Here is a 26,845-nt window from a genome sequence, read left to right as displayed (position 1 = left end):
GTGGTCACCTCGGTCGGCGGAGCAGCTGTGCCAGCGGCGTCAGCACCGCGAACGCCAGGATGGCCAGCACCCCGGGATAGAGCATGTCCAGCCGGGTGCCCGGCACGATCGCCGCGGTGACGACCGCGAGGCCGAAGGCGCCGCCTACCTGCAGCGAGCTGTTGAGCAGCCCGGCTGCGAGCCCCTGCTCGTGGTCGGCCACCCCGCTGGTGCCCGCGACCATCAACGCCGAGATGCTGAGCGCGAAGCCCAGCCCCCAGAGGAAGGACATGGGCAGCAGGATCCACAGGTCAGGCTCCGGGCCGATGCCCAGCATCAGCAGGTACGACGGGATGAACGCGAGAAGCCCGGCCATCAGCACCCTGGTGACGCCGAAACGGTTCATCAGCGCCCCGAGCTTCGGCCCCATGACGACCACCATGAGCCCCGCGGGCAGCAGCACCAGCGCCATCTGCCACGGCTGCCACCCGTGCAGGTTCTGCAGGTACAGGGCGAGCAGGAACTGGAATCCCATGGCGCCGCCGTACAGCAGGGCCGCGCTGAGGTTCGCGGCGACCAGGCCGCGGTCACGGAAGATGCCCAGGCGGATCAGCGGCTCCCTCACTCCGCGCTCGATCACCACGAACGCGGCGAGCAGCAGAGCCGAGAGCGCGAACCCGCCCATCGTCCGCGGCGACGTCCAACCGGCGTCCGTCGCGGCCGACACCGTGAAGACCAGCAGCAGCATCGCGGCCGGCAGCGTCACGGCGCCGCCGACGTCGAGCCGTGACCGCTCGGTGCGCGGCGGATCCGCCGGGAGGTACCGCAGCGCGGCCACCAGGATCAGCACGGCGATCGGGATCGGCAGCAGGAAGATGGCCCGCCAGTTCAGCGCCGCGAGCAGACCGCCCACCAGCAGGCCGGACGAGTACCCCGACGCCTCGAAGACGTTGAAGATGCCGAAAGCCCTGTTCCGGTGCGGGCCCTCGGGAAAGGTCGTGGTCAGCACCGACATGGCCGCCGGCGCGGTGAACGCCGCGGCCATGCCCTTGACGAAGCGGGAGACGATCAGGAGAACGCCGTCCTCGGCGAGCGCCCCGAACAGCGACACGATCGCGAACACGGCCATCGCGGCCACCAGCACCCGCCGCCGGCCGAACAGGTCAGCGCACCGCCCGCCCAGCAACAGGAATCCGCCGAACGCCAGGATGTAGGCGCTCGCCAGCCACTGCGCGGCGGCCGCGCTCATCCCGAACTCCTGCTGGATCTCGGGTATGGCCACAGCGATCATCGAGATGTCGAGACCGTCCAAGAGGATCACTCCGCTGCTGATGAGCAGCGCGATCCACCATCTGGCCGGCCAGCGCGGAGAGTCCTTCCCCGCAGCCGGCGTCGCGACGGCACCGCCGTCTGAGGTCAAGCCGGTTGACATGTCCTACCACCCTCCGGGACGGTGTACGGCTTCCGCGCACGGGCCACCGGCTGGGAGCTCGCTGCCTGGCCTGACGTGCGCGAAATGTTTGCTCAGGGCGCGACGTTAAGGCTTGACATCGGTTGGAAGGTCAACGCCAGGCAGGGTGGTCGCATGTTGATCGGGGAGTTGTCCCGTCGTACGGGGGTCAGCTCGAGGCTGTTGCGGTATTACGAGGCGCAGGGACTGATCACCGCCCGGCGCGACTTCAACGGCTACCGCAGCTTCGACGAGGACTCGGTGATCACCGTGCGGAAGGTGCGCGCGCTGCTGAACGCGGGCCTGTCCACCGAGGTGATCCGCGTCGTCCTGCCGTGCACCCGGGGCGGCGAACCGGAGTTCGACTGGTGCGCGGACCTGCGGGCGATCATGGACAGGGAACTGGCGGCCATGGACGAGCGCATCGACGACCTCCAGCGCAGCCGGGGCGCCCTGGCCGGCTACCTGTCCCAGCCCTGACCGCGCGGGTCGTCCCGTTCCTGACGTATGCGGGCCGTGGGCGTCCGGGCATTCGCGGGCACCCTCGACACGACTGCATCGGCGTGCGATCGCCCGGGCGGCCCGCGTCGGGCCGCAGGGCCTGGGTAGGTGGCGGGGGGAGAGGAGGCGGCATGCCGCGACCTGACCGTCCTGTGATCATCCACGTGCGGACCAACCTCGGCCTGGTCCCGGGCGTCGAGCGGCTCGGCGGCGCGCTGCTCGACGCGGGGCTCGCCGAGGCGCTCGGCGCGAGCCTCGGCCCCGTCGTGGAGGCGCCGCCGTACTCGCCCGACCGCACCCACCCGAGCCGGCTGCTCAACGCCGACGCCATCGCCGACGTGGCGCTGCGCCAGGCCGGGGCCGTGGCCGGCGTGCTCGACGCGGGCGCTTTCCCCGTCGTGCTCGGCGGGGACGACAGCGTCATCTTCGGCAGCCTGCTCGCGCTGCGCCGCAGAGGCGCCTACGGCCTGGTGTTCCTCGACGCGCACACCGACTTCTACCCGCCCGAGGACTCGCCGACCGGTGAGGCGTCGGACTCCGAGCTGTACCTCGCGTTCGGGCTCGGCACGGACCTGATCGCCGGCCTGGACGGCTCCCGGCCGCTCGTGCCGAGCCGCGCCGCCGCCGTCATCGGCCACCGCGACCTGGACGAGCAGCGGGAGACCGGAGCCGCGCTGCGCGCCACCGACGCTCTCGTCATCTCCCTCGCCGAGATGCGGGAGGCGGGAGCGGAGGACACGGCGAGGCGGGCGCTCGCCCATCTGGACGGCGCGGGCGTCGAGGGCTTCCTCCTCCACATCGACGCGGACGTGCTCGACGACGTCCTGATGCCGGCGGTCGACTACCGCCTGCCGGGCGGGTTCAGCCGGCGGGAGTTCGCCGTCGTGGCAGGGACGCTGCTGGCCGACGAGCGGATCAGGGGTCTCGACGTGACGATCTACAACCCCGCGCTCGACCCCGGCCGTGTCGCGCAGCGCAACCTCACCGGCTGCCTGCTCGACGCGTTCGCGCACGCCGACGCCCTGCCACCCCGCTAGCCGGGGCGCAGCGCGGTGACGAAGGCGGTGAGCAGGCGGGCGAACTCGCGGCGGTCCCGCTCCGGCCACGCGCTCATCGCGTCGCCGAACACCTGGCGGCGCAGCCTGTGCACGTGTTCGGCCTGCTCCACACCCCGCTCGGTGAGCTCCAGCGTGCTACGCCTGCCGTCGGACGGGTCGGCGACCCTGCGCAGCAACCCCTCCTCGACGGCCCTGGCGACCAGGCGGCTGGCCCGCGGCTGATCGACGCCCAGCCGGTCGGCGATCGAGGTGACGGTGGCGCCGGGCTCCTCCTCCACCGCGTCGACCACCCCGAACAGCGCGGGATCGAGGCCGCCGCCGCCGAGTCTGTGCAGGCTGCGACGGCTCTGACGGCGGCGGATCTCCACCATGGCCCGCTCGACGGCGGCGACCGGTTCATCCATGCTTGCCATTCTACATGTAGTTATACATATAGTTGTCATAAGACATGCACCTATGGAGGACACATGGAGAACATGGACAAGCCCATCGGCTACTGGATCAAGCACCTGCACGCGCTGGTCGAGGGCTCGCTCGACGACCTGCTCGCGGGGCAGGGGGTGACGCGCCGCCACTGGCAGGTGATGAACGTCCTGTTCAAGCGGCCGCGCAGCGTGGCCGACCTCGACGCCGAACTCGGTCCCTTCCTCAGCGAGGAGGAGCCGTCGCTGAGGCCGTACGTCGAGGCGCTGCGCGGGAAGGGCTGGCTGACGCCGGCCGAGCCGGTCGACCTCACCGAGGAGGGACGGCGGGCGCACGCGGCCCTGCTGGAGCAGGTCTCGGCCACCCGCGCGAAGGTGACGGACGGGATCAGCCCCGAGGAGTACCGGTCCACCATCGACGTCCTGACCAGGATGTCGGCCAACCTGGGCGGCTGAGGCCGGTCACAGGCCGAGGACGACCCGCCCGCCGGTCTCGGGCCGCCCGCGCCCGTCCCTGCTCCGCGCGGGCGGCGCCGGAGCTCAGCGCGCGACGCCTTCCAGCGCGGACCTGATGCGGTCGACGTCGCCGCGCTCGGCGGGCGGCAGCGGCGCGCCGACCGACGCCCGCAGCGCACTCGCCTCCTCCAGCAGGCGCAGCCCCTCCTCCGCCGCTCCTTCGAGGGCCGCGACGCCCGCCAGCCCCTCCTGGGCCAGCGCGACGGATCGCGGATCGCCGATCTCGTGCGCGGCGGCGAGCCCCTCCAGGTGCAGCGCCCTGGCCTGTACGGCGTCGCCGCGCCGCTCGGCCACGAAACCGAGCTCGGCCAGGATCAGCGTCACCCCGTAGAACGGCACGCCGTAGTCGGCCTCCAGCCGCCTGTTCCACTCCAGCGACTCGCGGAAGAGCCGCTCGGCGGTGTCGAGGTCGCCCGAGCGGCGAGCCACGAGGCCCAGCCCCACGCGGGCGAACTCCTCGGCGAACCGGTTCGACTGCTCGGCGGCCAGCCGCATGCCGCGTTCGTGGAACTCCCGGGACGCGGCCAGGTCACCGGTCAACAGCGCGATCCTGCCGAGGCTGGACAGCCGGTACGACACGTCGGTCCACAACCGCAGGTCCTCGGCCACGCGCAGCCCCTCGCGGTGCAGGCGGCCGGCCCGCTCGTAGTCGCCGGCGATCTCGGCCAGGTAGCCGAGCTGGTCGGCGGCCTGCGACTGCCCCCACCTGTCACCGAGCTCTCCGAAGAGCGCCATGCTCTCCGTGCCGCTCCGCTCCGCGGCCGCGAAGTCGCCCTGGAACGTCGCCAGCTTGGCCAGGCCGGCAAGCGCGGCCGCGGCGCCCCACCGGTCGTCGAGGGCGCGGAAGCCGGCCAGCGCCTCGCCGAGCAGCGGCCCGGCCGCGGCCACGTCGCCGAGATGCAGGTAGGCGTGCGCGACGAACCAGCGGGACCTGGCGTCGGGATACTCCTTCACCTCGGCCCTGCCTGCGCCCACCAGCATGGCGAACCCGACCTCGAGAGCCGACCCCGCGTCCGTCGCGGCCAGATGGCGGTGCGCCTCACCGTGCCTGCCGCGCAGGTACCGGTACCAGGCCAGAGCGTGTGCCAGCCGCCTGGAGCCGGTGACGGCCAGCAGGTTGAGCACCTCGTCGTCGAGCCGCCGCAGCCACTCGCGCTGGGTGGGTCCCTGCAGGTGCGGCCGCGCCCGCTCGGCCAGCTCGACGTAGTAGGCGTCCCTGCGCGCGAACACGGGATCGTCCTCGTCGAGGAGGGCGAGGCAGTAGGCGGCGATGCTCTCCATGAGGCGGTACCTCGGCGGGTCGGCGACCACCATGGACCTGTTGACCAGTTGGTCCAGCAGATCCAGGTCCACGCCGGAGGCCTCGGCCGCCTCCGCCGTGCAGCCGCCGGGGTGTGCCGCCAGCGCGCACAGCGCCGCCCGCTGAGGTTCGGTGAGCTGATCCCAGCTCCAGTCGATCACCGCCCGCAGGGTCTGCTGCCGGGCGGGACGCCCCCTGCCTCCGGCGGCCAGCAGGCGGAAGCGGTCGTCGAGCCGCTCGGCCACCCCGCGGACGCCCAGCGCGCGCACCCGGGCGGCGGCCAGCTCCAGCGCCAGCGGCAGGCCGTCCAGCCGCGCGCAGATCGCCTCGACCCACGGCGCGCTCTCGGCGTCCATGGTGAAGCCGGGCGCCGCGCGGGCGGCGAACAGCTCGACCGCGTCGGCAAGGCCGAGCGGGGCCACCGTGTACAGCGACTCGCCGGGAACGGCCAGCGACTCCTGGCTGGTGGCCAGCACGCGCAGCCCCGGCGCGGTCCTCAGCAGCAGGGTCGTCAGCTCGGCGACCTGCTCCACCAGGTGCTCGCAGTTGTCCAGCACCAGCAGCAGCTCCTGCCCGCGCAGGGCGTCGGCCAGCCGGTGCGCCAGGGCCGCGGGGGGCATCCCCGGCCGGGAGCCCGACGCGGTCTCGTCCCTGATGCCCAGCTCGGCGGCCACCCTCTCGGCCAGCTCGCCCGCGGCGCCCGCGAGCTCGACCAGCCACACGCCGCCGGGGTACGTGGGGTCGGCGGCGGCGGCCAAGGCCAGCCTGGTCTTGCCGACCCCGCCGGGTCCCGTCAGCGTGACCAGCCTGGAGGAGTCGAGCAGGGCCCGTACCCGGGCGACCGCCTCCTGCCTTCCGATCAGGCCGGTCAGCTGGGCGGGCAGGTTCGTGCGGGGACGCGCGGCCGAGGTGGCGGGCGTGGGCACGGGGGCGAGCCCCTGATCCTGCCGCAGGATCGCCTGGTACAGCGCGGCCAGTTCGGGGCCGGGATCGAGGCCGAGCTCGTCGGCCAGCCGCTCGCGCAGCTCGGTGTAGCCGGCCAGCGCTTCGCTCTGCCGTCCCGACCGGTAAAGCGCGCGCAGGTGGGTCGCGCGCAGGCGTTCGCGCAGCGGGTGCTCGGCCACCACCTCCCCGAGCTCGTCGGCCAGCCTGCTGTGCTCGCCGAGCGCCAGCCGTACCTCGGCCTGCTCCTCCACCGCGGTCAGCCGCTGCTCCTCCAGGCGGGTGGCGGCGGCGCGGGTGAACTCCTCGTCGCGGAACTCGGCGAAGGCGGGCCCGCGCCACAGCGCGAGCGCGTCGGACAGCAGGTCCGCCTTCGCGCGGGGGTCGGCGGTCGCGCGGGCGCGGTCGAGCAGGCCCGCGAACGTCAGCGCGTCCACCTCGGCGGCGCGCAGCACGTAGCCCGCCGGCTGGAAGACCACCAGGTCGCGGCCGTCCCGCCCCAGGGCGCGGCGCAGCTGGGAGACCTTGGTCTGCAGGGTGTTGGCCGGGTTGCCGGGCAGTTCCTCGCCCCACAGGTCGTCCAGGAGCCGGTCGGCCGGCACCGGCCTGCCCTCGTGGACCAGCAGGTCGGCCAGCAGCGCGCGGACCTTCACCTCGGGGACCCGCACCGGCCGCCCGTCGTCGGCCCACACGGCAAGGGGACCAAGCACTCCAAATCGCACCAGGTCACGCTACCCCCAGCCGGCACCGCCGATTCGACGCTCCCGTGGCCGCGGCCGAGAGCAGGCGGCCGATCGCGTCGTCCTCCGCCTCGACGCGGGCACCGGGAGTCCGTGCCGGGCCCGACCTCGCGTGAGAGGCCGGGCCCTGCACGGGGAGTCGGTGGAGGCTCGGCGAGGGAGCTGTGCGAAAGGCCGGCGAGGTCAGAGCCGGTGGAAGAAGGCGAGGACGTCCTCGGCGAAGAGGTCCGGCTGCTCCAGGGCGGCGAACGTGCCGCCCCGCTCGTGCTCCACCCAGCTCACCACGTTGTTGTCCCGCTCGGCGAAGCGGCGGATCGGGCGCAGGATGTCCTTCGGGAACACCGAGACGCCCGTGGGCACCGTGGCCGGCTTGAGCTCCCACTCCACCGAGGTGTCCTCCGAGGTGTCGGGTGTCTCCACGAACGAGCGGGCCGCCGAGCCCGCCGTGTTCGTCAGCCAGTACAGCATCACGGTCGTCAGCAGCCGGTCGCGCGGGATCCCGCCGTCGCTCCACTCGTGGAAGACGCCGGCGAACCAGGCCAGCAGGGCGACGGGGGAGTCGGCCATGCCGTACGCGAAGGTCTGCGGGCGGGCGGACTGGATCAGCTTGTAGCCGTACTGCTCGGTCATGTACCGCTCGCGGAAGGCCATCCGCTCCTGCTCGACCTCGGTGAGCCCGTCGAGCTCGCCCGGCAGGCCCAGGGGGAAGCAGATGATGCCGTTGCCGTGCATGCCGACCACGCGTTCGGGGGCCAGCACGCCGACCTCGCGGGAGATCCAGGTGCCCCAGTCGCCGCCCTGCACGCCGAAGCGGTCGTATCCGAGCCTGGTCATCAGCTCGAGCCATGCGCGGGCGATGCGGGTGGAGCCCCAGCCGATCTCGCTGGTCCGGCCGGAGAGGCCGTAGCCGGGCAGCGACGGGATCACCAGCGTGAAGTCGGCCGACAGGCGCTCGATCACGTCCAGGTACTCCACGGGGGAGCTCGGCCAGCCATGCGTGATCAGGAGGGGCAGCGCGTCGGGATTGGCGGATCGGAGGTGCAGGAAATGGACGTTCTGCCCATCGATCTCGGTGGTGAACTGGGGGTGCGCGTTCAGCTCCGCCTCGGCGGCGCGCCAGGAGTAGCCGGTGCGCCAGTGCTCGACGAGGTCGCGCAGATGGTCGAGGGGCACGCCGTACTGCCAGCCGAGCCCGGGGACCTCGTCGGGCCAGCGGACCCTGTCGAGCCGCTCGCGCAGGTCGTCCAATGCGGTCTGGGCGATGTCGAGACGGAAGGGCCGGATGTCGTTCTGTCGCAAGACGTTCTCCTCCGATGTTCGGTACGCTGTACCGTACACCATACGGTTGGATGGCACAACCGGCCGGTACCCCCGCGTAGGGTGAACGCCATGATCCATGTCATCCCCGTCGGCACGGTGTCGGCCGAGCAGCCGGCCGCCCGGTACGCCGTCGTCACCGCCTCCACCGGCGAGGACTCCCTCGTGCGGCCCGGCTTCGCCAGGGCGGGGGAGAGCCGCAGGGCGCACATGCTCGCGGTCAACGAGCGCCTGGGATGCGTCGCCCACCGGCGCACCCACGCGTACCAGCTCACGATGGAGAAGCAGTGAACACCACCGCCGACAACGTCCACGTGCCCACCACGACGGAGAGCACGCGAACCGTCCTCTACGTCCACGGCCACGACGAGCGGGAAGCGGCCGGTCTCGGCTGCCGCGTGGTGGAGGTCCGCCCCGCCGCGCCGAAGGACGTGGCCGCCGCCTACCAGGCGCTGCTCGACGAGGGCACGCCCGCCTCGCGGATCACGCTGGCGGGTGAGGGCTCGGGGGCCGCGCTCGCGCTGGAGGCCCTTTCACTGCTCGGCCCGCCGCCTGCGGGCGTGATCCTGCTCGCACCCGCCGAGGTCACCCCGCCGCCCGTCCTGCCGCCGCTGCTGATCCTCACGGATGACGCCGCCGCGGATGTCGCCGCCGAGGATGCCGGGGCCGTCGACAGACTGGTGGCGGCGGTCAGGAGAGCGGGGGGAAGCGTCCGCGTGGAGTCTCACCCGGACCGGGCGTCCCGTACGGCCAGGGCCGCCGCGTGGATCGCCGACCCCGTCAGGGAGTTCGCGGTGCCCGCCGCGGGGCCGTACGCGGTCACCGCGGGACCCGACGACGCGCTGTGGTTCACGCTCGTCGGTCAGGGGGCGATCGGCCGCATGGCGGCCGACGGGGCGGTCACGACCTACCCGGTCGGGGCGGGACCGACCGTGATCACGCAGGGGCCCGACGGGGCGCTGTGGTTCACCGAGTACCAGGGGCACGCGATCGGCAGGATCACCGTCGAAGGCGAGGCCAGGTCCTTCGCGCTGCCGACCGCCGGAGCAGGGCCGTTCGGCATCGCGCAGGGGCCCGACGGCGCGCTCTGGTTCACCGGGACCAACGCGGGCCTGGTCGGACGGATCACCACCGACGGCCAGGTCACCGAATATCCGCTGCCGGTGCAGGGCGCCTTCCCCTCGGCGATCGTCGCCGGCCCCGACGGCGCGATGTGGTTCGCCATGAACCAGGCCCACGCCGTCGGCCGCATCACGATGGACGGCCGGATCGAGGTCCACCCGCTGCCCACCGAGGGCGCCGCGCCGGTGGGGATCACCGCGGGCGGCGACGGCGCGCTGTGGTTCGTCGAGATCGGCGCGGGCCAGATCGGCCGGATCACCGTCGACGGCGACATCACCGAGTTCCCGCTGCCGGACAGGACGGCCCGCCCGCACGCGATCACCCTGGGCCCCGACGGCGCCTGCTGGTTCACCGAGTGGGGCGGCAACCGCGTCGGCCGGGTCACGCCCGATGGGCGCATCACCACCTACGACCTGCCCACCCCCGCGTCGGAGCCGCACGGCATCGCCGTGGGAGCCGACGGCTTCCTGTGGGCCGCCCTGGAGACCGGCCACCTGGCAAGGATCGAGGTGCCCGAGGAGGCGTGACGGCGTTGACCCGGCCGCGTCCTGGGGGTACTCGGGCGGAGTGCGTTCACCTGGCCGCGTCCAGGGGGTGTTCGAGCGGAGCGACGGCGTTCACCCGGCCGCCTCCTCGGGCAGCAGGTGCGCGAGCAGGAGCTTGATCAGCAGGAGGGGGGCGACCCAGGCGAGCACGCCGGGCACCGCCACCATCGCCGTGGTCCAGACGAGCGCGAGCGCCGTGGCGGCGAAGGCGGCGGGCCTGCGCAGCGGAAGCGGGACCGCCGTCACCGCCAGCGCCGCCACCAGGACGGAGGCGTAGATCGCGGCCGCGGCCGTCCAGGTGAATCCCGGCACCGCCCACGCCAGGACGAACGGCTGCACGTGGATCGCCACGAAACCCACGTGGTGCACTCTCGTACGGCCCTGCCGGTGGAACCAGAGCTTGGCGGCCCGGGTGGCGTTGACGACGGCTCCGCCGTACAGGTCGAAGGCGACGACCGCGATCACCACGAGTGCGAGCGGCGGCAGGCCCGCGGTCGAGGCCAGCGCGACCGACAGGGCGCCGCCCGCGAAGGCGGTGCCGAACGACAGCACCGCCTCGCCCCTCGTGGCGCCGGGGGCGATCAGGCGTTCGGTGAGCGTCAAGCTCTGATTCCTTCCACGCAGACGTCGATGACGGGTCCGGCCAGCTCGGCGAGTGGCAGCGCGGGGTCGACGAGCCACTGCAGCAGGCAGCCCTCGATGGCGGCGACGACGACCACCGCGTGCTCGGGGCCGATGCCCGCGCGAAGGGCTCCTTCTCCGGCCGCCTGCCGCAGCAGGTCCTCGATCACCGCGCGGTGGTCGCGGTAGACGGCGGCCATGTCGAGCGGCGGCCCCGACGCCCACAGGTCCACCAGGACGCGGGCGTGGTCGGGGTGGGCGGCCAGCATCGCCACGACCCGCCGTACCAGCGTCGCGAGCCGGTCGAGCGCGGGACCGGGGCCCAGGCCTGCGAGCACGTCGGCGGACAGGGCGGCGTAGGACTCGAAGGCGGCCCGCAGCAGGGCGTCCCTGCTGTCGAAGTACAGGTAGACGCTGCCCTTGGCGATGCCAGCCTCGGCCGCGACGTCGTCGATGCGGGACGCGGCGAACCCCTTGCGCGCGAACACCCGCATCGCGGCCGCCAGGATCTCCTCGCGGCGCGCGGCGCGGTCCACTCTCTTGGGCATGCCCGTATTATGAATGACCGGTCAGTCATTTATCAATATGTGCGGTGATCTCCTTCCACGCCTCACGGGGCAGCTCGTGACCCGCGCCCTCCACGGTCAGCAGGCGGGCCGACGGGATCTCTCTGGCCAGCGCCTCGCCGTTGCCCAGCGGGAAGAACGGGTCCGCGCCGCCGTGAACGACCAGCGTGGGCACCCGGATCCCGCCCAGCCGCTCGCGCCAGCGCTCGCCGTGGTCGATGAAGGCGAGGTTGACGGTGGCGGCGTGCGGATCGCGATGGCGCTCGGCGCGTCGCCTGGCCGCCGCCTCGTCGAAGGCGCCCTCGCCCGCCATGATCCGCTCGAAGCCGACCAGGTGCTCGATCACCGCCGGGCGATCCGACCAGTCAGGGCCGTTCATGACGGCTTTCATGACCCGCTCGGCGTGCTCGGGCAGGTCGGGGTCGGCGGGCCCCGGAGCGGTCGGCCTGGTGGCGACCAGCGTGAGGGAGGCGACGAGCGCGGGGTGGTCCAGGGCGAGCAACTGGGCGATCCAGCCTCCCGTGGAGAGGCCGACCACGTGCGCCCTGCTCGCGCCGAACACCGCCGGCAGCGCCGCCGCGTCGGAGACGAGGTCCCGCAGCGTGTACGGCGGGGCCTGCGCCGGGTAGCCGGTCGACAGGCCGGAGTCGCGCGGGTCGTACCTGATGACGAACCGGCCGAGGGCGCGGCAGAACTCCTCCGGCCACGACAGCAGACTGGGGCCGACCAGCAGGACGGCAGGGTCGGCAGGCTCGCCGAAGGTCTCCACGGCCAGCCTGACGCCGTTGACTTCCACATTCATCGTGTTCATGCCCCACCGACGAACGGGGTGGCCGCGGACAGACAACCGTCAGCCGGAGATCTCCGCCAGCCGTCCACGCAGGTACCGACGGTCGGCCTCCTCGCCCGCCAGCTCGATCGCCTGCCGGTAGGCCTGCGCCGCCTCGGCCCGCCGGTCGAGGCGGCGCAGCAGATCGGCGCGGGTGGCGGGCAGCAGGTGATAGCCGTCCAGGCCGGTCAGCGTCTCGATCAGGTCGAGACCCGCCTGCGGGCCTTCGACCATGGCGAGCGCCACCGCCCTGTTGAGCTCCACGACGGGGGAGGGAAGCAGGCGCGCCAGCGTGCCGTACAGCAGGAGGATCTGCCGCCAGTCTGTCTCGCCGGCGCTCGCCGCGGTGGCGTGGCAGGCCGCGATGGCGGCCTGCAGCTGGTACGGCCCGGGGCGCCCGCGCGCCAGGCACGCGTCGAGGACGGTGACGCCCTCCTCGATCTGGGCACGGTCCCACAGGCCGCGGTCCTGGCGGTCGAGCGTGACGAGCACGCCCTCGCCGTCGAGCCTGGCCGCCCGTCTCGCGTCGTGCAGCAGCATCAGCGCCAGCAGCCCGCCCGCCTCGGGCTCCCCTGGCATGAGCCCGGCCAGCAGCCTGGCCAGCCTGATGGCCTCGTCGCACAGGCCGTGCGCGGTGTACCCCTGGTTGAACAGCAGGTACAGCACGCCCAGGACGGCGTCGAGCCGCTCGGGCAGCAGGTCGGGAGGCGGCACGGCGAACGGGATCGCCGCCTCGCGGATCCGGCGCCTGGCCCTGACGAGCCGTTGCGACATCGTGGACTCCGGCACCAGGAAGGCGCGGGCGATCTCCTCGGTGCCGAGCCCGGCGAGACTGCGCAGGGTGAGGGCGACCTGCGCCTCGAACGGCAGCGCCGGATGGCAGCAGGTGAACATCAGCCGCAGCCTGTCGTCGGGGAAGTCGTCCACCTCGGGCTGCGGCCCCTGCTCCGTCGCGGCGAGCTCGCGGAGCTTGGCGGCGCCCACGGCCCGCCTGCGCAGCCGGTCGGTGGCCCGGTTGCGGGCGGTCACGGTCAGCCACGCGCCGGGCCGGTCGGGGACTCCCTGCCTCGGCCAGCGCTCCATGGCCGTGGCGAAGGCGTCCTGGGCGCACTCCTCGGCCAGGTCCCAGTCGCCCGTCACGCGGATGAGGGTGGCGACGACCTGCCCCCATTCGGCGCGGAAGACCGCTTCGATCGTGGCCTGCCGTGCCGCGGCGTCCGTTCCGGTCATGGCGCTGTCATGGCTCCCAGACGGGCCTGATCTCGATCTGCCCGAAGCGGGCCGACGGGTGCTTGGCGGCGATCTCGATGGCCTCGTCCAGATCGGCGCACTCGATGATGACGAAGCCGCCGATCTGGTCCTTGGTCTCCGCGAACGGCCCGTCCGACCGCAGCACGCGGCCCTGCCTGACGCGCACGGTGGTGGCCTCGGAGCTGGGCCGCAGCCCCGCCCCGCCGCGTACCACGCCCCGCGCCTCCATCTCCTCGCTCCAGCCCTCGCAGCCCGCCTCCTGCTGGGCCTGCAGGACCTGGGGCGGCGCCGAGGCGTCGAAGCCGATCATCAGTACGTACTTCACGGTGCCGAGCCTACTGTCAGGGGCCGGCCTCGTCGGGTGCCGCTCAGCGCAGGTCGCGCCCGGCGACTCCGGCCGTCCCCGCAGGCCGAACGGCGCCATGGCGATTCCGGCCGTCACCCGCGCCTGCCAGGCGCGGCCGTTCACCGGCGGAAGGAGCGGCGGTAGGCGGCGGGCGTGGTGCGCAGGGCGTCGTGGAAGCGCCTGCGCAGATTGGTCGCCGATGACAGCCCGACCCGCGCCGCGATCGTCTCGACCGGCAGGTCGGTCTCCTCCAGAAGCGCCTGCGCCGCCGCGACGCGCCGCACGAGCAGCCACCTGCCGGGGCTGGCGCCGAGTTGCTCGGCGAACCTCCTGGCCAGTGTGCGCGGGGACATCCCCGCCCTGGCCGCGAGGTCGTCCACCGTGAGCGGCTCGTGCAACCGCTCCGCCGCCCAGTCGAGGACGGGGGCCAGCGAGTCGGAGACCCTGCCGGTGACGGGCGTCGCGGCGTACTGCAACTGGCCGCCCTCCCTGTGCGGCGGCATGATCATGTGCCTGGCCACCTGCGCGGCGTAGGCGGCCCCGTGGTCGGCGCGGACCAGTTGCAGGCACAGGTCGATGCCCGCGGCGGTGCCCGCGCTCGTGGCGACGTCTCCCAGGTCGGCGTACAGGATGTCGGCGTCGACCTCGACCAGGGGGAAGCGGGCCGCGAGCTCGGCGGCCATGCGCCAGTGGGTGGTGGCCCTGCGGTGGTCGAGCAGTCCCGTCTGGGCCAGCAGGAAGGCGCCCGAGCAGATGGAGACGAGGCGCGCCCCTCGACCGTGGGCCCGCAGGAGTGCGTCGACGACGGCCGTGGAGGCGGGCTCGCCGGGCCGCTGCCAACCGGGGACGACGACGGTGTCCGCGCCGTCCAGCGCCTCCAGACCCGCGGCCACGTGCATGTCGTAGCCGGCCAGGGTCGGCACGGGCCCGGGATGCTCGGCGCAGACGCCGAAGTCGTAGCGGACGTCCAGCCCCGGCCGGCGCACGCCGAAGACCTCGGCGGCGCAGGCCAGCTCGAAGGTGGACTGCGGTGGCAGGACGAGCGCGACGACCTGGTGAACGCTCATGGCAGGAAAGTACCGCAAGATGTCAATCCAGACACTGGGCCGGGGGAGTGGGGCCGCCGAGGATGGTCGCCATGGATCACAAGGACAACGACATGCGCGTGCTGCACGTGGACGAGGTGGAGGCCGTGGAGGTCGTCCCGGGGATCGTGAGGCGGCGGTTGCCGGCCACCGAACGGGCTCGCGGCTGGATGTACGACTTCGCGCCTGGGACCGAATGGCCTGAGGTGGACCTGCACGAGGGGGAGGAGCGCTACTACGTGGTCTCGGGCGAGTTCATCGACAACGGGCACCGGCTCGGCCCCGGCAGCTACGTGGTGTTCGGGCCGGGCAGCACGCACCGCCCGCGCACGGAGACCGGCGCCCGCATGCTCGGCATCAGCATCCCGCCAGGCTGACCCGCCGCCCGCCACCAGGCCGAAAATAATCTACTTTGTAAAGGCGCTAGCCTGGGTCGGTGGCCCTTCCCTACCTCACCCTGGCAACCGGCACCGAGCACGAGACCGAGGTCAAGAGGTCACGGTTCATCTGCGCGATGGCGCCGGCGCCGAGCGTGGAAGCCGCCGCCGAGTTCATCGCCGAACGGCGCAAGCTGCACCCCGGTGCCACCCACAACTGCACCGCCTACGTCATCGGCCAGCGGCTGCAGAAGGGTGACGACGACGGCGAGCCCGGCGGCACCGCGGGCACGCCGATGGTCCAGGCGCTGGTGGGGCGGGGCTTCAACGACGTGGTCGCCGTGGTGACGCGCTACTTCGGCGGCGTGCTGCTCGGCGCCGGCGGCCTGGTCAGGGCGTACGGCTCGGCGGTCACCGAGACCCTCGACAGGGTGGATCCCGTGCGGATGGTGCCGGCCAGGCTCGTGCGGGTGTCGGTGGGGCACGAGCAGGCCGGGCGGCTGGAGAACGACCTTCGCGCGTCGGCGTACCCGGTGCGCGAGGTCGGCTACGGTGCCGAGGTGTCGTTCTCGGTGGCCGTCGGGGAGGATCAGGTGGCCGCTTTCACCGACTGGGTGGCCACGCTGACCGCGGGCAGGGCCGTGGTCGCGGTGGAAGCGGCGATCCACGTCCCCGAGACGTGAGGGCTCAGCCCTCCAGCGCGTACTGCATGACGCGGAACTTCGTCTGCGCCTCGGCGAGCTCGCTGGCGGGATCGGAGGTGCCCATGATGCCGCAGCCGGCGAACAGGCGGGCGCGGTGGCCTTCGACGATGCCCGAGCGCAGGGCGATGCCCCATTCGCCGTCGCCGTGGGCGTCGATCCACCCGACGGGTCCCGCGTAGCCGGCCCTGTCCATGCCTTCGAGTTCGCGGATGAGCCTGATGGCGGTGGGGGTGGGGGTGCCGCCGACGGCCGCGGTGGGGTGCAGGGCGGCGACGACGTCGAGGACGGAGGCGCCGTCGGCGAGGGTCCCGGTGACGTGGCTGGCCAGGTGCTGGAGGTTGGGCAGGACGAGCAGTTCGGGCTCGTCGGGCACGTTGAGCCTGGCGGCCAGCGGGGTGAGCGCCTCGCGGACGGAGGCGATGGCGCATTCGTGTTCGTGGCGGTCCTTGGTGGAGGCGAACAGGGCCGCGCCGCGGGCGATGTCGTCGGCGGGGTTGGTGCCGCGAGTGGTGGTGCCGGCCAGGACGAGGGATTCGATCTGCTGGCCGGTGCGGCGGATGAGCAGTTCGGGTGTGGCGCCGACCAGCCCGGCGACGGAGAAGGTGTAACAGTCGGGGTAGCGGTCGGCCAGGCGGGTGAGCAGCAGGCGGACGTCGATGGGGTGCTGCGCGGTGGCGGTCAGGTCGCGAGCCAGTACGACCTTCTCGAGTTCGCCTTCGCGGATGCGCCGGGAGGCGCGGGCGACGATCGTCTCCCACGCCGGGGCGGTGAGGCTGCCGTCGCCGTAGCTGATGCGTCCGGGGTCGGTGATGGGGGTGGGCGGCTCGGCGGGCGCCGGGTCGCCGATGGTGGTGATCCAGGCCTGCCCGCCGCGGCGGGCCAGCACCGTGCGGGGGATGACGAGGGTGGAGCCTGGTGAGGTCTCGTCGAAGGTGAACGTGCCGAAGGCGACGGGCCCGATGCCGCCGTGGGTGTGGGCGTCGCCGAAGACGGAGGCGAGCCACTTGCGTGCCCATGCGAAGCGGTCGGGGCCTGGAGGCACCGTGACCTTGGCGGCTTCGCCCCATCCGGCGAGGCCCTCGCCGTGCCTGATCCACGCGTAGGGTGCGGTGGAGGGCAGGCTGGAGAGCAGATTGCCGGGGTCCCCGATCGGGATGGTGCGAACCGGCAGAGGGCGGGTTATTCCGAGCGCGACACTCACTCAAGACATGCTATGCCGGAACTGAACGTGTTCGATTCAGGCCCCCCGTCATGCCCTACCTTAGGGGAAAATTCGGACACCCAGTGGTATAGGGCTCAACCTGCTTGTGTCAAGGCTCGATAGGAAGTGGGTCCGGGTCGTGGCCTGGCCTGGCGGCGGTCCCTACCTTGGTGGCCATGATCCTTCGCGTCCTCGCCGCTGTGATTCTGGTCTCCGGATCCGGACCCGCCGCGGTGGAGCCGGTGCCCGGGGTGATGGTGGCGTTGGGCGATTCGGTGAGCGCGGGGTTCAACGCCTGCGGCTGGTACGTCTCGTGTACGTCGCGCTCGTGGTCGGCGGGCGACAACGCGCAGGTGCGCAGCCACTACCTGCGGCTGGCCGAGCGGGGTCCCGGGTTGCAGGGCCACAACCGCAACTTCGCCTCGCCGGGATCGACGAGCGCCGACCTGATGGGCCAGGTGGACAAGGCCGTCGCGGCCAAGGCGGAGTACGTGACGATCCTGCTGGGCGCGCAGGACGCCTGCGTGCGCACGGAGGAGACGATGACGCCCGTTCCCGTGTTCAGGCAGCGGGTACGGGCGGCGATGGGCAGGCTGCGCGCGGAACTGCCGCAGGCGCGGGTGTTCGTGGCGAGCATCCCTGACCTGCGCCGGTTGTGGAGGGTGGGCAAGGACAGCGCGATCGCGCGGACCTTCTGGGGGCTGGGCAGGATCTGCCAGACGATGCTGGTCAACCCGACGTCGACCAAGCGCGCCGACGTGCAGCGGCGGGCGCGGGTGCGGGCCAGGGTGATGGAGTTCAACGAGGAGTGGGCGCGGGCGTGCGCGGCGTACGGCCCGCAGTGCCGTACGGACGGGGGAGCGGTGTTCTCCTATCCCTTCACGCTGGATCTGGTGAGCAGGTGGGACTACTTCCACCCGAACGCCGACGGGCAGCGGGTGCTGGCCGACATCACGTTCAAGAACGGGTTCGACTGGTCGGACGACACTCTCTGAGCATGGTCGCCTTGTCGGCTCTGGTGACGGCGAGGCCGTATCTCAGCACGACCTGGGCGAAGCGGACGGCGTAGGCGCAGCGGACGCGGCGCTGGGGCGGCAGCCACGCGGCGGGCCCCGAGCCGCCCTTGGCCTCGTTGGTGTCGCCGTCGACGGGCAGCAGGTTGAGGGGGTCGTTGGCGAAGCGCAGGCGTTTGGCGGGTGGCCAGCGCGTGGCGCCCATGCGCCAGGCGTAGGACAGCGGGACGACGTGGTCGACCTGGATGTCGTCGGCGCGCTTCTTGCGCCAGACGATGGTGCGCCCGGTGTAGGGGTCGTCGAGGTTGAGCGCGACGACGTCGCAGGAGGAGCCCTTGCGGTAGGACAGGTCGTGGCCGTCGCGGGCGAGCAGGTCGTCGCGGGTGCGGCAGCCGTTGCCGGCGTAGGGCAGGTCGGTGGCGGTGTCGGCCCAGTTGGCGCCGTAGCGCTCGCGGGTGTAGCCGGTCTTGGGGCCCATGCCCCTGACGCGTAACCGGCTGATGAGGTTTCGGGCGTCTGTCCTGTCGTCCGCGCTGGTGATGGGGGCCAGCCCTGGGCGGGTTCCGTCGGGGTTGTCGAGCGGGGTGGCGGCGGCGGTGGCGGGCTGACCGGGTTGGCCGGGGTGCCTGCCCAAAAGCGCCGCGAGGAGTACGGCGGCGGCCAGCACGCCGACCGCGTCCCGAGTGCTCAAGTGGCTCCTCCCGGCCATCCATGGGCACAGACTCAATGAATTCCCGCTTAGCCGGGATTTGACACGGTGACGGCCGTCTCGGGGGCTGATGGGTGATGGAGGAGTGGCCAGGGCGCCTGGCGTATCTGGTGGCCACGGTCCTCGCGGCGCCGTCGGCGGTCCTGGCGGGGATGTGACCTCATGCGGTGGCCGACGTGGCCGTCAGCGTGCCGGCGGGGCTGGGGGCCGCCGGGGTCGGTGGCGCGATGGCGATCGCCATCGGGTGAAGCGCGAGTTACTGTGTAATCGTGTAATTGACTCGGGAGGTCTCGTATGTCCGATCCCCTCGACGCCTACTCCCGCACCGTCTCCTCCGTCGCCGCCGAGCTGATGCCCAAGGTGGCCAGCGTGCGCGCGGGCAGGGGCAGCGGCTCGGCCGTGGTGTTCACCGCCGACGGGTTCCTGCTGACGAACGCGCACGTGGTGGGTTCGTCCCGGTCGGGGACCGTGGCCTTCGGCGACGGTTCCGCCGGTGATTTCGTCCTCGTGGGCCGCGACCCGCTGTCGGATCTGGCGGTGATCAGAGCGCAGGGGACGACGCCGCCGCCCGCCGTCCTCGGCGACAGCGACGGCCTGGTGGTGGGCCAGCTCGTGGTGGCGGTGGGCAACCCGCTGGGCCTGGCGGGTTCGGTGACCGCGGGAGTGGTCTCGGGGCTCGGCCGGTCGCTGCCGGTGGGTGGGCGGCTCATCGAGGACGTCATCCAGACCGACGCCGCGCTCAATCCCGGCAACTCCGGCGGAGCGCTGGCCGACTCGCAGGCCAGGGTGGTGGGTATCAACACGGCTGTGGCGGGGGTCGGCGTGGGCCTGGCCGTACCCATGAACTCCACCACACGGTCGATCATCGCCGCGCTGATCAGCGACGGCAGGGTGCGGCGGGCCTTCCTCGGGCTGGTGACCTCGCCCGCGCCGCTGCCCGAGGCGCTGCGGGCGCGGACGGGGCAGCGGCAGGCGCTGCGGGTGATGGAGGTCGTGTCGGGCTCGCCCGCGGCGCGGGCGGGGCTGCGGCCTGGCGATCTGGTGTTGAGCGCGGGACGCAGCCCCGTGGGCGACGCGCAGAGCCTTCAGCGGCTGATGTTCGCCGAGGCGATCGGGCGGCCGTTGCCGATCACGGTGTTCCGCAACGGCGCGCTGGTCGACGTCATCGCTGAGCCGGTCGAACTGGAGACGGTGTGACGGCGGAGGCCGGCTCGCCGGAGGGCGAGGCCGCAGGTTGCGGTGCGGGAGCAGGGGCGGCCGCGGCGGGAGCAGGCTTGACGTAGGTGCCGTTACGGCGGGCCAGCAGCTCCTCCAGCAGGGCGTCCCACTGGCCGCCGACGGATTCCACGTCGTAGGTGGCGGCGGTGGCCAGCGCCCCCTGGGCCAGCCGATGCCGCAGTTCCTCGTCCTCGATGACGCGGATGAGGGAGGCGGCGAGGTTGGCGTTGGTACGCGGCTTGACCAGCAGCCCGTCGACCTCGTGGGTGATCATCTCCTTGGGGCCGTGAGGGCTGTTGAAGCTGACGATCGCCAGCCCCTTGGCCATCGCCTCCAGGATCGTCATGGGGAAGCCCTCGTGGCGGGAGCTGAGCGCGAAGATCGAGGCTCTCTCCAGCTCCGCGCCCACGTCCGTGGTGGGTCCCGGCAGCTCGATCTTGTCCTGCAGTCCGGCCTCGGCGACCTGGGCGCGCAGATTGTCCTCCTGAGGCCCCGCGCCGAAGATCCGCAGGGTCCAGTCGGGGTGGGCGGCGGCCACCGTCTCCCACGCGGTGATCAGGCGGTGGAAGCCCTTGAGCTTGGTCATCCTGCCGACCGCGACCACGACCTTGTTCTCCAGCTTGGAGATCTCGCCGGTCATCGGCGGCACCGCGTTGGGGATGCGGGCCAGCTTCCTGGGCTTGCGCCGCAGCGTCTCGCGATAGTCGCGCATGTCGGCCTTGGTGAGGGTGACCAGCGCGTCGAAGGTGCGGTACCGGCGCTTGATCAGCTCCTGCACCTCCTCCGGCTGGCCCTGCAGGGCCACGTGCTCCTGACCGATGGTGATGACGCTCGGCAGGGCCAGCTGGGCCAGCGCCAGGTTGAGACCCGGCCTGGTGGCCATGATGACGCCGGTGTCGACCGAGCGGATCCATCTGGCCAGCTGCAGGTCGGTCCACAGGTTGAAGCGGTGGTAGGCCGCCTCCTGCGGCGGGATGAGCTTGCTCGGCATCTTCGACAGCCTGCCGCGCAGGCCGGTCCGCGGCGCGAGCCGGTCGTCGAGGAAGCGGAACCTCACCCTCGGGTCGACGGGGAAGAACGGCTCCTCCGCCTCCTTGAGGATCGAGACGATCTCCACGTCGCGCCCGGTGGAGGCCAGGTAACTGGCCAGGTTGAAGACCGTTCTGATAGTGCCGCCCATGCCGTACGCGTGCAGGAGCAGGATCCTGATCTGATGCGTGGACGGTGGTGGCGCGGCGCGTTCGCGCCTGCGGTTGTTGGCCTCGAACAGCCGGTAGACGGCCGCCTTGCCCTTGCCTGCCAGTGCACGCACCTGTGGGAGTCCCCTTCTCGTCAGCTTCCGGGCTCACGCGCTTGACTGTCCCCGTGGCGCGTTCCCCCGCTTTCGCCCTTTAGACGCTCCAATGGTGGAGAAGGTTGCAAAGTCTGAACGTCAGCTGTGAAAGATCCGTTCCATTGAGAGATCGATGGCTTTCTCCAGTTGTGTGTCGATGCCCCGGGCATAGTCCTGCGGTGTGATATCGACCTCTAGGTCCGGATCTGTTCCGTAATTCTCCACCCTCCTGTCTCCTTCGATAAAGGTGAAGGAATACTCCGGCTGGGTGGTGAGCGTGCCGTCGGCCAGGCGGTGCCGGGGCCAGATGCCGATGACCCCGCCCCAGGTGCGCTTGCCGATGAGCGGGCCGAGGCCGAGCAGCTTGAACGTGTGGCTGAAGATGTCGCCGTCCGAGCCGGCCCACTCGTTGGTGATGGCCACCAGCGGGCCGCGCGGGGACTCCGGCGGGTAGGGCTCGGCGTCGCCGCGGCGCGGATGCTCGTATCCGACGCGGCGGCGGGCGAGCTTGTCGAGCAGAAGCGCGGAGATGTTGCCTCCGGTGTTGAACCTGACGTCCACGATGAGGGCGTCGCGGTCGTACTCGGCCAGGTAGCCGCGATGGAACTCGCCGAAGCCCGTGGTGCCCATGTCGGGGATGTGGACGTATCCCACGCGGCCCGCACTGCGGTGATGGCAGCGGGCGCGGTTGAGGTTGACCCAGTCGCGGTAGCGGGCGGGCTGCTCGTCGGCGATGGCGCGAACGGTCGCGGCGAAGGTCCTGCCCTGCCTGGACAGCGTGAGCTCCACCTCCTGGCCCGCCTGGTTGACCAGCGCCTGGTTGGGGGTCGTGTTCTCGCCGACGGGGATGCCGTTGACGGCCAGGAGCGCGTCGCCCTGCCGTACGTCGACACCGAGCCTGTTGAGCGGCGAGGTGGCCGCCGGATCCCACGGGTCGCCCTGGACGATGCGGCCGATGACGTAGGCGCCGTCACGATACTCCCAGTCCACGCCGAGCTTGCCCTGGGCGTAGTCGGGGCCTGGCCGGTACTCACCGCCGCTCTCGTAGGCGTGGCTGGTGCCGAGCTCGCCCTGCAGCTCCCACAGCAGGTCGGAGAACTCGCCTCGGGTGGTGACGCGGTCGAGCAGCGGCAGGTAGCGGTCGTAGACGGCCTGCCAGTCGAGGCCCGCCATGTCGGCCGACCAGAAGTTCTCCCACTGCAGCCGCCACGCCTCGCGGAACATCTGCCGCCACTCGGCCTCGGGGCTGAGGGAGACCTTGACCCGGGACAGGTCGATCCACCCGCTCTGCCTGGTATGTCCCTCGTCGTCGTCGGGGACCTCGGTGGCCTTCAGCAGCCGCAGCCTGTCGCCCGCGCGGTACAGCAGGCTCTTGTGGTCGGCGGCCAGCACGAAGTCGCTGACGTCGTCGGCGAAGGACTCGTTCTTCTGCTTGTCGAAGTCGAACAGGTGCAGCGCGCCGTCGTCCGCCTCGATCGGGCTGGACAGGATCAGCACCTTGCCCTTGAGCCCCGCCAGCCGCTCGTACCGGCCCTCGGGCAACGGGAACGCGGTGATCCGGTACGGCAGGCGCTCCACGTCGACGACCAGCTCGCCGGACTCCTCGCCCTCGCCCTCCTCACCTTCATCGTCGTCCTCGTCGTCCTCGTCGTCCTTGGCGGTGAGCGGCCGCGGCCGGGGCACGAACGGTGAGGGCACGTCGTCGCGCAGGGCGATGGCGTAGGGCTTGGTGCCGAGCGGGAAGCCGAGGTCGAACTGCAGCGCGTCGTAGACGGGACTGAAGACGCGCTGGCCGATGAAGTAGAGGTAGTCCCCCGAGGGGTCGAAGGCGGGCCCGAAGTCCTTGAGCACCGGGTGCGTCGCGGTCACCGTGCGGCCCGTGGACACGTGGTGCATCCTGATCGCGGTGTGCTGGGCGCTGGTGGGCGAGGCGTAGGCGAGCCAGCGGCCGTCGGGCGACCAGGCGGGGTCCTCGACGGCGGCGTGCGGGTTGGCCTCGACGAGGGTGGCGGTGCGCTGGGCGAGGTCGACCACGTGAAGCTCGTGGCGGTGATTGGTCAGCGCGATCAGCTCACCGGCGGGCGCGGCCACCAGGTCGGTGACGCGTCCGGTGTCCAGGTGGTCGAGGCGGGTCTGGTTCCTGCCGTCCAGCAGGACGAGCACCTCGCGGTCGCCGTCGTCGCTGACGGCGGCGACCAGGCCGCCCCCGCTGGTCCAGGTGAGGAAGCGGTATCGGGCGCCGTCGACCTCCCCGTGCTGGTGGACGGGCCCCTCCCAGCCGGCGAAGGTGTAGGCCTTGCCGCGGGTGGTGATCGCCAGCGCGCTGCCGTCCGGGCTCGGATGGGCGCTGTCGAGGTACTCGGCGGCATCGACGAAGCGCCGGTTGCGCTGGGTGCGCGAGCTGGCCAGCAGCACCTCCACTCGCCTGGTCTCCCCCTCCGGCTCCAGCACGTAGAGGTCGCCCGCCGCGTGGTAGACGAGCGTGTGGCCGTCGCTGGACAGGTTGCGCGCGTAGTAGTCGCGGTGGTCGGTGTGCTTGCGCAGGTCGGAGCCGTCGGGCGCGCAGGAGTAGACGTTGCCGGTGCCCTCGTGGTCGGACAGGAAGCAGACCCGTTCGCCGCTCCAGCACGGCGAGGCCAGGTTGCCCGGCAGGCTGATCAGCCGCCGCCAGTCGCCCTGACCCGTCGGGTCGATCCACAGGTCGCCGACCGTGCCGCCCCTGTAGCGCTTCCACCGGGCGGGGTCGGCGGTGTTGCGCCCCAGCACGATCATGTCCCGCGGTCCGTGGCTGATGCTGGTGGCGGGCCCGTACGGCAGGCGCTCCGGCGTCCCGCCAGGCCGTACCCTGTGCAGCCAATTCTGGCCCTCGAACGGCTGCTGGCCGTCGCTGGCGTACAGCACCCTGTCGTGCGAGTCCCAGCCCGTGACTGTGCAGCGGGCGCCGTGGAAGGTGACGCGCCTGGCCGCGCCGCCGCCCGCGGGCATGACGTAGACCTCCTCGGGCCCCTCCTCCCTGCCGACGAAGGCGAGCTGGTCGCCGCGCGGCGAGAAACGGGGGTATCCGGCCTCGGCCAGCCCAGCCGTCAGCCGGAAGGCCCGGCCGCCCTGGGCGGGGACCATCCAGAGGTCGTCCTCGGCGGCGAAGACGACGACGTCTTTGAAGATCGCTGGGAATCGCAGGTAGGCCGTCATGGTCGCTCCGTGATCAGGCAGCCGGACGGGCGTCCGGCTGCCTGATCATGATCGCACCGTCGCGGTGTGCGCTGGCTACTCGCCTTCCGACTTCTTGTTGGCCTCGCGTTTGGCGTTCTTCGACGCTCTGGTGGCCTTGATGCTGGCCTTCTTGGCCTTGCCGGTCTTGGTGGCGGGTTTCTTCCGTGGTTCTGCCATAGCTCTTAACCCCCGACGTGTGGGCCCGTCATTCGGGCATCAACGGCGTTAATACCCAAACGGCTACTTAAACTCACAAAAGGGACAACTGCTCGGGCTGTGGCGCTTTGTCGGGCTTTATCCGCCATGAAGGTGAGCGTCCGATCCCGAAATGCTTGGCCAGTCGCCTCACGTGCTCCGTCACCCGGTCCTGGTAGGCCTTCGGCGCGTAGGCGCCCCGGCCGTACAGCTCCAGATAGCGCGGCACCAGCCGCGGGTGCTCACGGGAGAGCCAGCCGAGGAACCACTCGCGCGCACCCGGGCGCAGGTGCAGCACGATCGGCGCGACGTGGGTGGCGCCCGCCGCCGCGATCTGCCCGACCGTCTCCTCCAACTGCTCCGGCGCGTCGGACAGGTAGGGCAGGATCGGCGCCATCAGCACGCCGCAGGCGATGCCGCTGTCGTTCAGCCGCCTGCACACCTCCAGCCGTCGCCTCGGGTTCGGCGTTCCCGGCTCCACCGCCCGCCAGAGACCTTCGTCGAGGAAACCCACCGACACCGCCGCGCTCACCTCGGTCACCCGCGCCGCCTCCACCAGCAGCGGGAGGTCGCGCAGGATCAGCGTGCCCTTGGTGAGGACGGAGAAGGGGTTGGCCGCCTCGCCCAGTGCTCGCAGAATGCCGGGCATCAGCTGGTAGCGGCCCTCGGCCCGCTGGTAGCAGTCGACGTTGGTGCCCATCGCCACGTGCTCGCCGCCCCAGCGCGGCGCGGCCAGCTCCTTGCGGGCCAGCTCCGCGGCGTTGACCTTCACCACGATCTTGGAGTCGAAGTCGTGGCCCGCGTCGAGGTCGAGGTACTCGTGGGTCTTGCGGGCGAAGCAGTTGTGCGAGACGACCCCGTCGGCGACGAAGTCGCCGGTGCCTGTCGTGATGTCGAACATCGGCAGATCGACGCCCAACGGCTCGATCGACACCACCCGCAGGCCGGCCGTGCTCGTCACCTCGGCGCCCTCGACATCCGGCTCCCACGCGGTCGCGGGGCCGACGGTGTGGAGGAAGCGCAACCGCTCGCCGGGGCCGCCGGCGAGGGCGGGCGGGACGAGGCCGAGCTCGTCCAGACACCACCCGACCAGGTCTTCGTCGCCGCCGCTGAACCCGAGCCCAGGCCCGTGCCTGTCGAACGCGCCCGCGAGAAACCCCTTCGCCCATTCAGGCGAAGGGATCCGCGCGCTCTCGGCGGTCGCCGCACCCTTGGGGGTCCGCATGCTCTTGGCGGTCCGCGTGCTCCCCACCATCCCGGAGGCGTCCGGGCCCTCATCGCCTTTCGCCGCAGCCTTTTCGTAGCTCGTCGCGGCGTCGCCGATGCACGGCGTCGCCCTCGCATCACGTGCCGTCGCCGCCAGGTGGCCGCGCATGTAGTCGTCGTCCCGCTTGGGCGCCTCGACGAAGCGCCCAAGCCCGACGAGGGTGTCGTCAACGGTCAGGACCGGCCGCCCGCCGTCCGCGGCCACCTGTCCCGGGCCGTTCGCCTCCGCCGGGCCGTTCCCCTCCTCCCGGACGTCGGCGGACACCCAGGTCGAGGGGTGCGCGGCCACCCGTCCCGGGCCGTTCCCCTTCTCCCGGACGTCGGCGGACACCCAGGTCGAGGGGTGCGCGGTCGCCTGTCCCGGGCCGTTCCCCTCCTCCGGGACGTCGGCGGACACCCAGGTCGAGGGGTGCGCGGTCGCCTGCGCCGGGCCGTTCGCCTCCGCCTGTGCCGGGCAGGCGGCGGCCACGTGGCGCCAGCCCCGGCCTCCGGTGGCGAGGAACCGGTGGTCGCCGCTGGTCACCAGGGTCGTGCCGTCAGCGAGGGTGACCCGGTAGGCGGGCTTGACCGTCCGCCAGTGGTCGAGGACCTCGGTGACGACGTAGCGCCGGCCCTCGCCGGTCACCTCCGTTCCGATGATCGGGTCGCCGGGGCGCAGGTCGGCGATGGGCTTGAGGCTTCCGTCGGCCATGAGCACCGGCGTGTCGCCCACCAGGCAGTACGTGCACGAGTGGCTGCATCCCCTGTAGGGGTTGATGGTGTACGAGAAGGGGACCCGGCTGGCCGCGGGGACCTTGTTGATGATGGATCTCGCCTGGATCTCGTAGAAGGTCATCCCCTTGAACTCGGGGGTGTCGAAAGTGCGGGCCACCGCGCCGCGAGCGAACAGCGGCACGGCGGACTCGTCGCCGTCGGCGTCCGTCAGACGCAGGTTGTCCCAGCGCATGACATGATTAGAACGCAGGTTCGAGAATGATCGCAACTGGAAAGAGCCTGTAATTCACTGCCCTGGAAACGGATAATGAT

25 protein-coding genes are annotated in these 26,845 nt (G+C 72.0%); 9 read left to right on the top strand and 16 right to left on the bottom strand.

What is annotated here, in order from left to right; genetic code table 11:
* Nucleotides 1-4: 4 nt before the first annotated feature.
* A complete protein-coding gene (locus tag ACFSKW_RS01665; protein WP_379568339.1) occupies nucleotides 5-1,411 on the bottom strand; it encodes an MFS transporter in 1,407 nt (468 codons plus the stop codon).
* A 153-nt stretch (nucleotides 1,412-1,564) separates the two neighbouring features.
* On the opposite strand from ACFSKW_RS01665, the gene ACFSKW_RS01660 reads away from it, so the two are divergent.
* Nucleotides 1,565-1,909 (top strand): MerR family transcriptional regulator, encoded by a 345-nt coding sequence (locus ACFSKW_RS01660; protein WP_379568337.1) that lies wholly within the window; start codon nucleotides 1,565-1,567, stop codon nucleotides 1,907-1,909.
* 152 nt (nucleotides 1,910-2,061) lie between these two features.
* Complete coding sequence (locus ACFSKW_RS01655) at nucleotides 2,062-2,967, top strand: arginase family protein (RefSeq protein ID WP_379568335.1); 906 nt, start codon at nucleotides 2,062-2,064, stop codon at nucleotides 2,965-2,967.
* Here the strand turns inward: ACFSKW_RS01655 and ACFSKW_RS01650 are convergent.
* A complete protein-coding gene (locus ACFSKW_RS01650) occupies nucleotides 2,964-3,392 on the bottom strand; it encodes a MarR family winged helix-turn-helix transcriptional regulator (RefSeq protein WP_379568333.1) in 429 nt (142 codons plus the stop codon). The genes ACFSKW_RS01655 and ACFSKW_RS01650 overlap by 4 nt on opposite strands.
* A gap of 63 nt (nucleotides 3,393-3,455) precedes the next feature.
* Between ACFSKW_RS01650 and ACFSKW_RS01645 the strand changes: the two genes are divergently transcribed.
* On the top strand, nucleotides 3,456-3,866 hold the full coding sequence (locus tag ACFSKW_RS01645; RefSeq protein ID WP_379568331.1) for a MarR family winged helix-turn-helix transcriptional regulator: 411 nt from the start codon (nucleotides 3,456-3,458) through the stop codon (nucleotides 3,864-3,866).
* Between the two features lie 84 nt (nucleotides 3,867-3,950).
* Here ACFSKW_RS01645 and ACFSKW_RS01640 read toward each other — a convergent pair whose 3' ends face one another.
* The gene (locus tag ACFSKW_RS01640) at nucleotides 3,951-6,890 is read right to left on the bottom strand and encodes an AfsR/SARP family transcriptional regulator (protein ID WP_379568329.1); all 2,940 of its coding nucleotides are present in this window, start codon (nucleotides 6,888-6,890) and stop codon (nucleotides 3,951-3,953) included.
* A 201-nt stretch (nucleotides 6,891-7,091) separates the two neighbouring features.
* Nucleotides 7,092-8,207: an epoxide hydrolase family protein gene (locus ACFSKW_RS01635; protein ID WP_379568327.1), complete on the bottom strand. Its 1,116-nt coding sequence runs from the start codon at nucleotides 8,205-8,207 to the stop codon at nucleotides 7,092-7,094.
* Between the two features lie 90 nt (nucleotides 8,208-8,297).
* On the opposite strand from ACFSKW_RS01635, the gene ACFSKW_RS01630 reads away from it, so the two are divergent.
* Nucleotides 8,298-8,516 carry a hypothetical protein gene (locus ACFSKW_RS01630; RefSeq protein WP_379568325.1) on the top strand — a complete coding sequence of 73 codons (219 nt, stop codon included), beginning with the start codon at nucleotides 8,298-8,300 and terminating at the stop codon, nucleotides 8,514-8,516.
* Nucleotides 8,513-9,874: a virginiamycin B lyase family protein gene (locus tag ACFSKW_RS01625; RefSeq protein ID WP_379568323.1), complete on the top strand. Its 1,362-nt coding sequence runs from the start codon at nucleotides 8,513-8,515 to the stop codon at nucleotides 9,872-9,874. The genes ACFSKW_RS01630 and ACFSKW_RS01625 overlap by 4 nt, the downstream gene beginning before the upstream one ends.
* A 90-nt stretch (nucleotides 9,875-9,964) precedes the next feature.
* On the opposite strand, the gene ACFSKW_RS01620 is transcribed toward ACFSKW_RS01625, so the two are convergent.
* The 6 genes from ACFSKW_RS01620 to ACFSKW_RS01595 form a co-directional block, all read right to left on the bottom strand.
* Entirely contained in the window at nucleotides 9,965-10,495 is a 531-nt protein-coding gene (locus ACFSKW_RS01620) for a hypothetical protein (RefSeq protein WP_379568321.1), read from the bottom strand.
* Nucleotides 10,492-11,061, bottom strand: a complete 570-nt coding sequence (locus ACFSKW_RS01615) for a TetR/AcrR family transcriptional regulator (RefSeq protein ID WP_379568319.1) — start codon at nucleotides 11,059-11,061, stop codon at nucleotides 10,492-10,494. The genes ACFSKW_RS01620 and ACFSKW_RS01615 overlap by 4 nt, the downstream gene beginning before the upstream one ends.
* Before the next feature lie 25 nt (nucleotides 11,062-11,086).
* Nucleotides 11,087-11,890, bottom strand: coding sequence for an alpha/beta fold hydrolase (locus ACFSKW_RS01610; protein ID WP_379568317.1), 804 nt, complete (start codon nucleotides 11,888-11,890; stop codon nucleotides 11,087-11,089).
* 39 nt (nucleotides 11,891-11,929) lie between these two features.
* Nucleotides 11,930-13,138, bottom strand: a complete 1,209-nt coding sequence (locus tag ACFSKW_RS01605) for an RNA polymerase sigma factor (protein WP_379568315.1) — start codon at nucleotides 13,136-13,138, stop codon at nucleotides 11,930-11,932.
* Between the two features lie 7 nt (nucleotides 13,139-13,145).
* Entirely contained in the window at nucleotides 13,146-13,484 is a 339-nt protein-coding gene (locus ACFSKW_RS01600; RefSeq protein WP_379568313.1) for a YciI family protein, read from the bottom strand.
* Between the two features lie 140 nt (nucleotides 13,485-13,624).
* Nucleotides 13,625-14,572 (bottom strand): helix-turn-helix domain-containing protein, encoded by a 948-nt coding sequence (locus tag ACFSKW_RS01595; RefSeq protein WP_379568311.1) that lies wholly within the window; start codon nucleotides 14,570-14,572, stop codon nucleotides 13,625-13,627.
* 71 nt (nucleotides 14,573-14,643) lie between these two features.
* On the opposite strand from ACFSKW_RS01595, the gene ACFSKW_RS01590 reads away from it, so the two are divergent.
* Entirely contained in the window at nucleotides 14,644-14,967 is a 324-nt protein-coding gene (locus tag ACFSKW_RS01590; protein ID WP_379568309.1) for a cupin domain-containing protein, read from the top strand.
* Nucleotides 14,968-15,026: 59 nt separating this feature from the next.
* Nucleotides 15,027-15,650 carry a YigZ family protein gene (locus ACFSKW_RS01585; RefSeq protein WP_379568307.1) on the top strand — a complete coding sequence of 208 codons (624 nt, stop codon included), beginning with the start codon at nucleotides 15,027-15,029 and terminating at the stop codon, nucleotides 15,648-15,650.
* Between the two features lie 4 nt (nucleotides 15,651-15,654).
* Here ACFSKW_RS01585 and ACFSKW_RS01580 read toward each other — a convergent pair whose 3' ends face one another.
* Nucleotides 15,655-16,872, bottom strand: coding sequence for an isochorismate synthase (locus ACFSKW_RS01580; RefSeq protein WP_379568305.1), 1,218 nt, complete (start codon nucleotides 16,870-16,872; stop codon nucleotides 15,655-15,657).
* A gap of 176 nt (nucleotides 16,873-17,048) precedes the next feature.
* Here ACFSKW_RS01580 and ACFSKW_RS01575 point away from each other — a divergent pair, with 176 nt between their 5' ends.
* Entirely contained in the window at nucleotides 17,049-17,867 is an 819-nt protein-coding gene (locus ACFSKW_RS01575; RefSeq protein WP_379568303.1) for an SGNH/GDSL hydrolase family protein, read from the top strand.
* Here ACFSKW_RS01575 and ACFSKW_RS01570 read toward each other — a convergent pair.
* Nucleotides 17,830-18,576 carry an HNH endonuclease family protein gene (locus ACFSKW_RS01570; RefSeq protein WP_379568301.1) on the bottom strand — a complete coding sequence of 249 codons (747 nt, stop codon included), beginning with the start codon at nucleotides 18,574-18,576 and terminating at the stop codon, nucleotides 17,830-17,832. The genes ACFSKW_RS01575 and ACFSKW_RS01570 overlap by 38 nt on opposite strands.
* Nucleotides 18,577-18,888: 312 nt before the next feature.
* Here ACFSKW_RS01570 and ACFSKW_RS01565 point away from each other — a divergent pair, with 312 nt between their 5' ends.
* The gene (locus ACFSKW_RS01565) at nucleotides 18,889-19,791 is read left to right on the top strand and encodes a S1C family serine protease (protein WP_379568299.1); all 903 of its coding nucleotides are present in this window, start codon (nucleotides 18,889-18,891) and stop codon (nucleotides 19,789-19,791) included.
* Here the strand turns inward: ACFSKW_RS01565 and ACFSKW_RS01560 are convergent.
* The 4 genes from ACFSKW_RS01560 to ACFSKW_RS01545 form a co-directional block, all read right to left on the bottom strand.
* The gene (locus ACFSKW_RS01560) at nucleotides 19,757-21,124 is read right to left on the bottom strand and encodes a glycosyltransferase family 4 protein (RefSeq protein ID WP_379568297.1); all 1,368 of its coding nucleotides are present in this window, start codon (nucleotides 21,122-21,124) and stop codon (nucleotides 19,757-19,759) included. The genes ACFSKW_RS01565 and ACFSKW_RS01560 overlap by 35 nt on opposite strands.
* A 120-nt stretch (nucleotides 21,125-21,244) precedes the next feature.
* Nucleotides 21,245-24,337, bottom strand: coding sequence for a S41 family peptidase (locus ACFSKW_RS01555; protein WP_379568295.1), 3,093 nt, complete (start codon nucleotides 24,335-24,337; stop codon nucleotides 21,245-21,247).
* 75 nt (nucleotides 24,338-24,412) lie between these two features.
* Entirely contained in the window at nucleotides 24,413-24,535 is a 123-nt protein-coding gene (locus ACFSKW_RS01550; protein ID WP_379568293.1) for a hypothetical protein, read from the bottom strand.
* A 73-nt stretch (nucleotides 24,536-24,608) separates the two neighbouring features.
* The gene (locus ACFSKW_RS01545; RefSeq protein WP_379568291.1) at nucleotides 24,609-26,765 is read right to left on the bottom strand and encodes an Rv2578c family radical SAM protein; all 2,157 of its coding nucleotides are present in this window, start codon (nucleotides 26,763-26,765) and stop codon (nucleotides 24,609-24,611) included.
* Between the last annotated feature and the right edge of the window lie 80 nt (nucleotides 26,766-26,845).

Origin of the sequence: Nonomuraea mangrovi, from assembly GCF_042681425.1 — a bacterium.
GTDB lineage: Bacteria > Actinomycetota > Actinomycetes > Streptosporangiales > Streptosporangiaceae > Nonomuraea > Nonomuraea mangrovi.
This window is presented reverse-complemented; position numbering and strand designations above follow the sequence as displayed.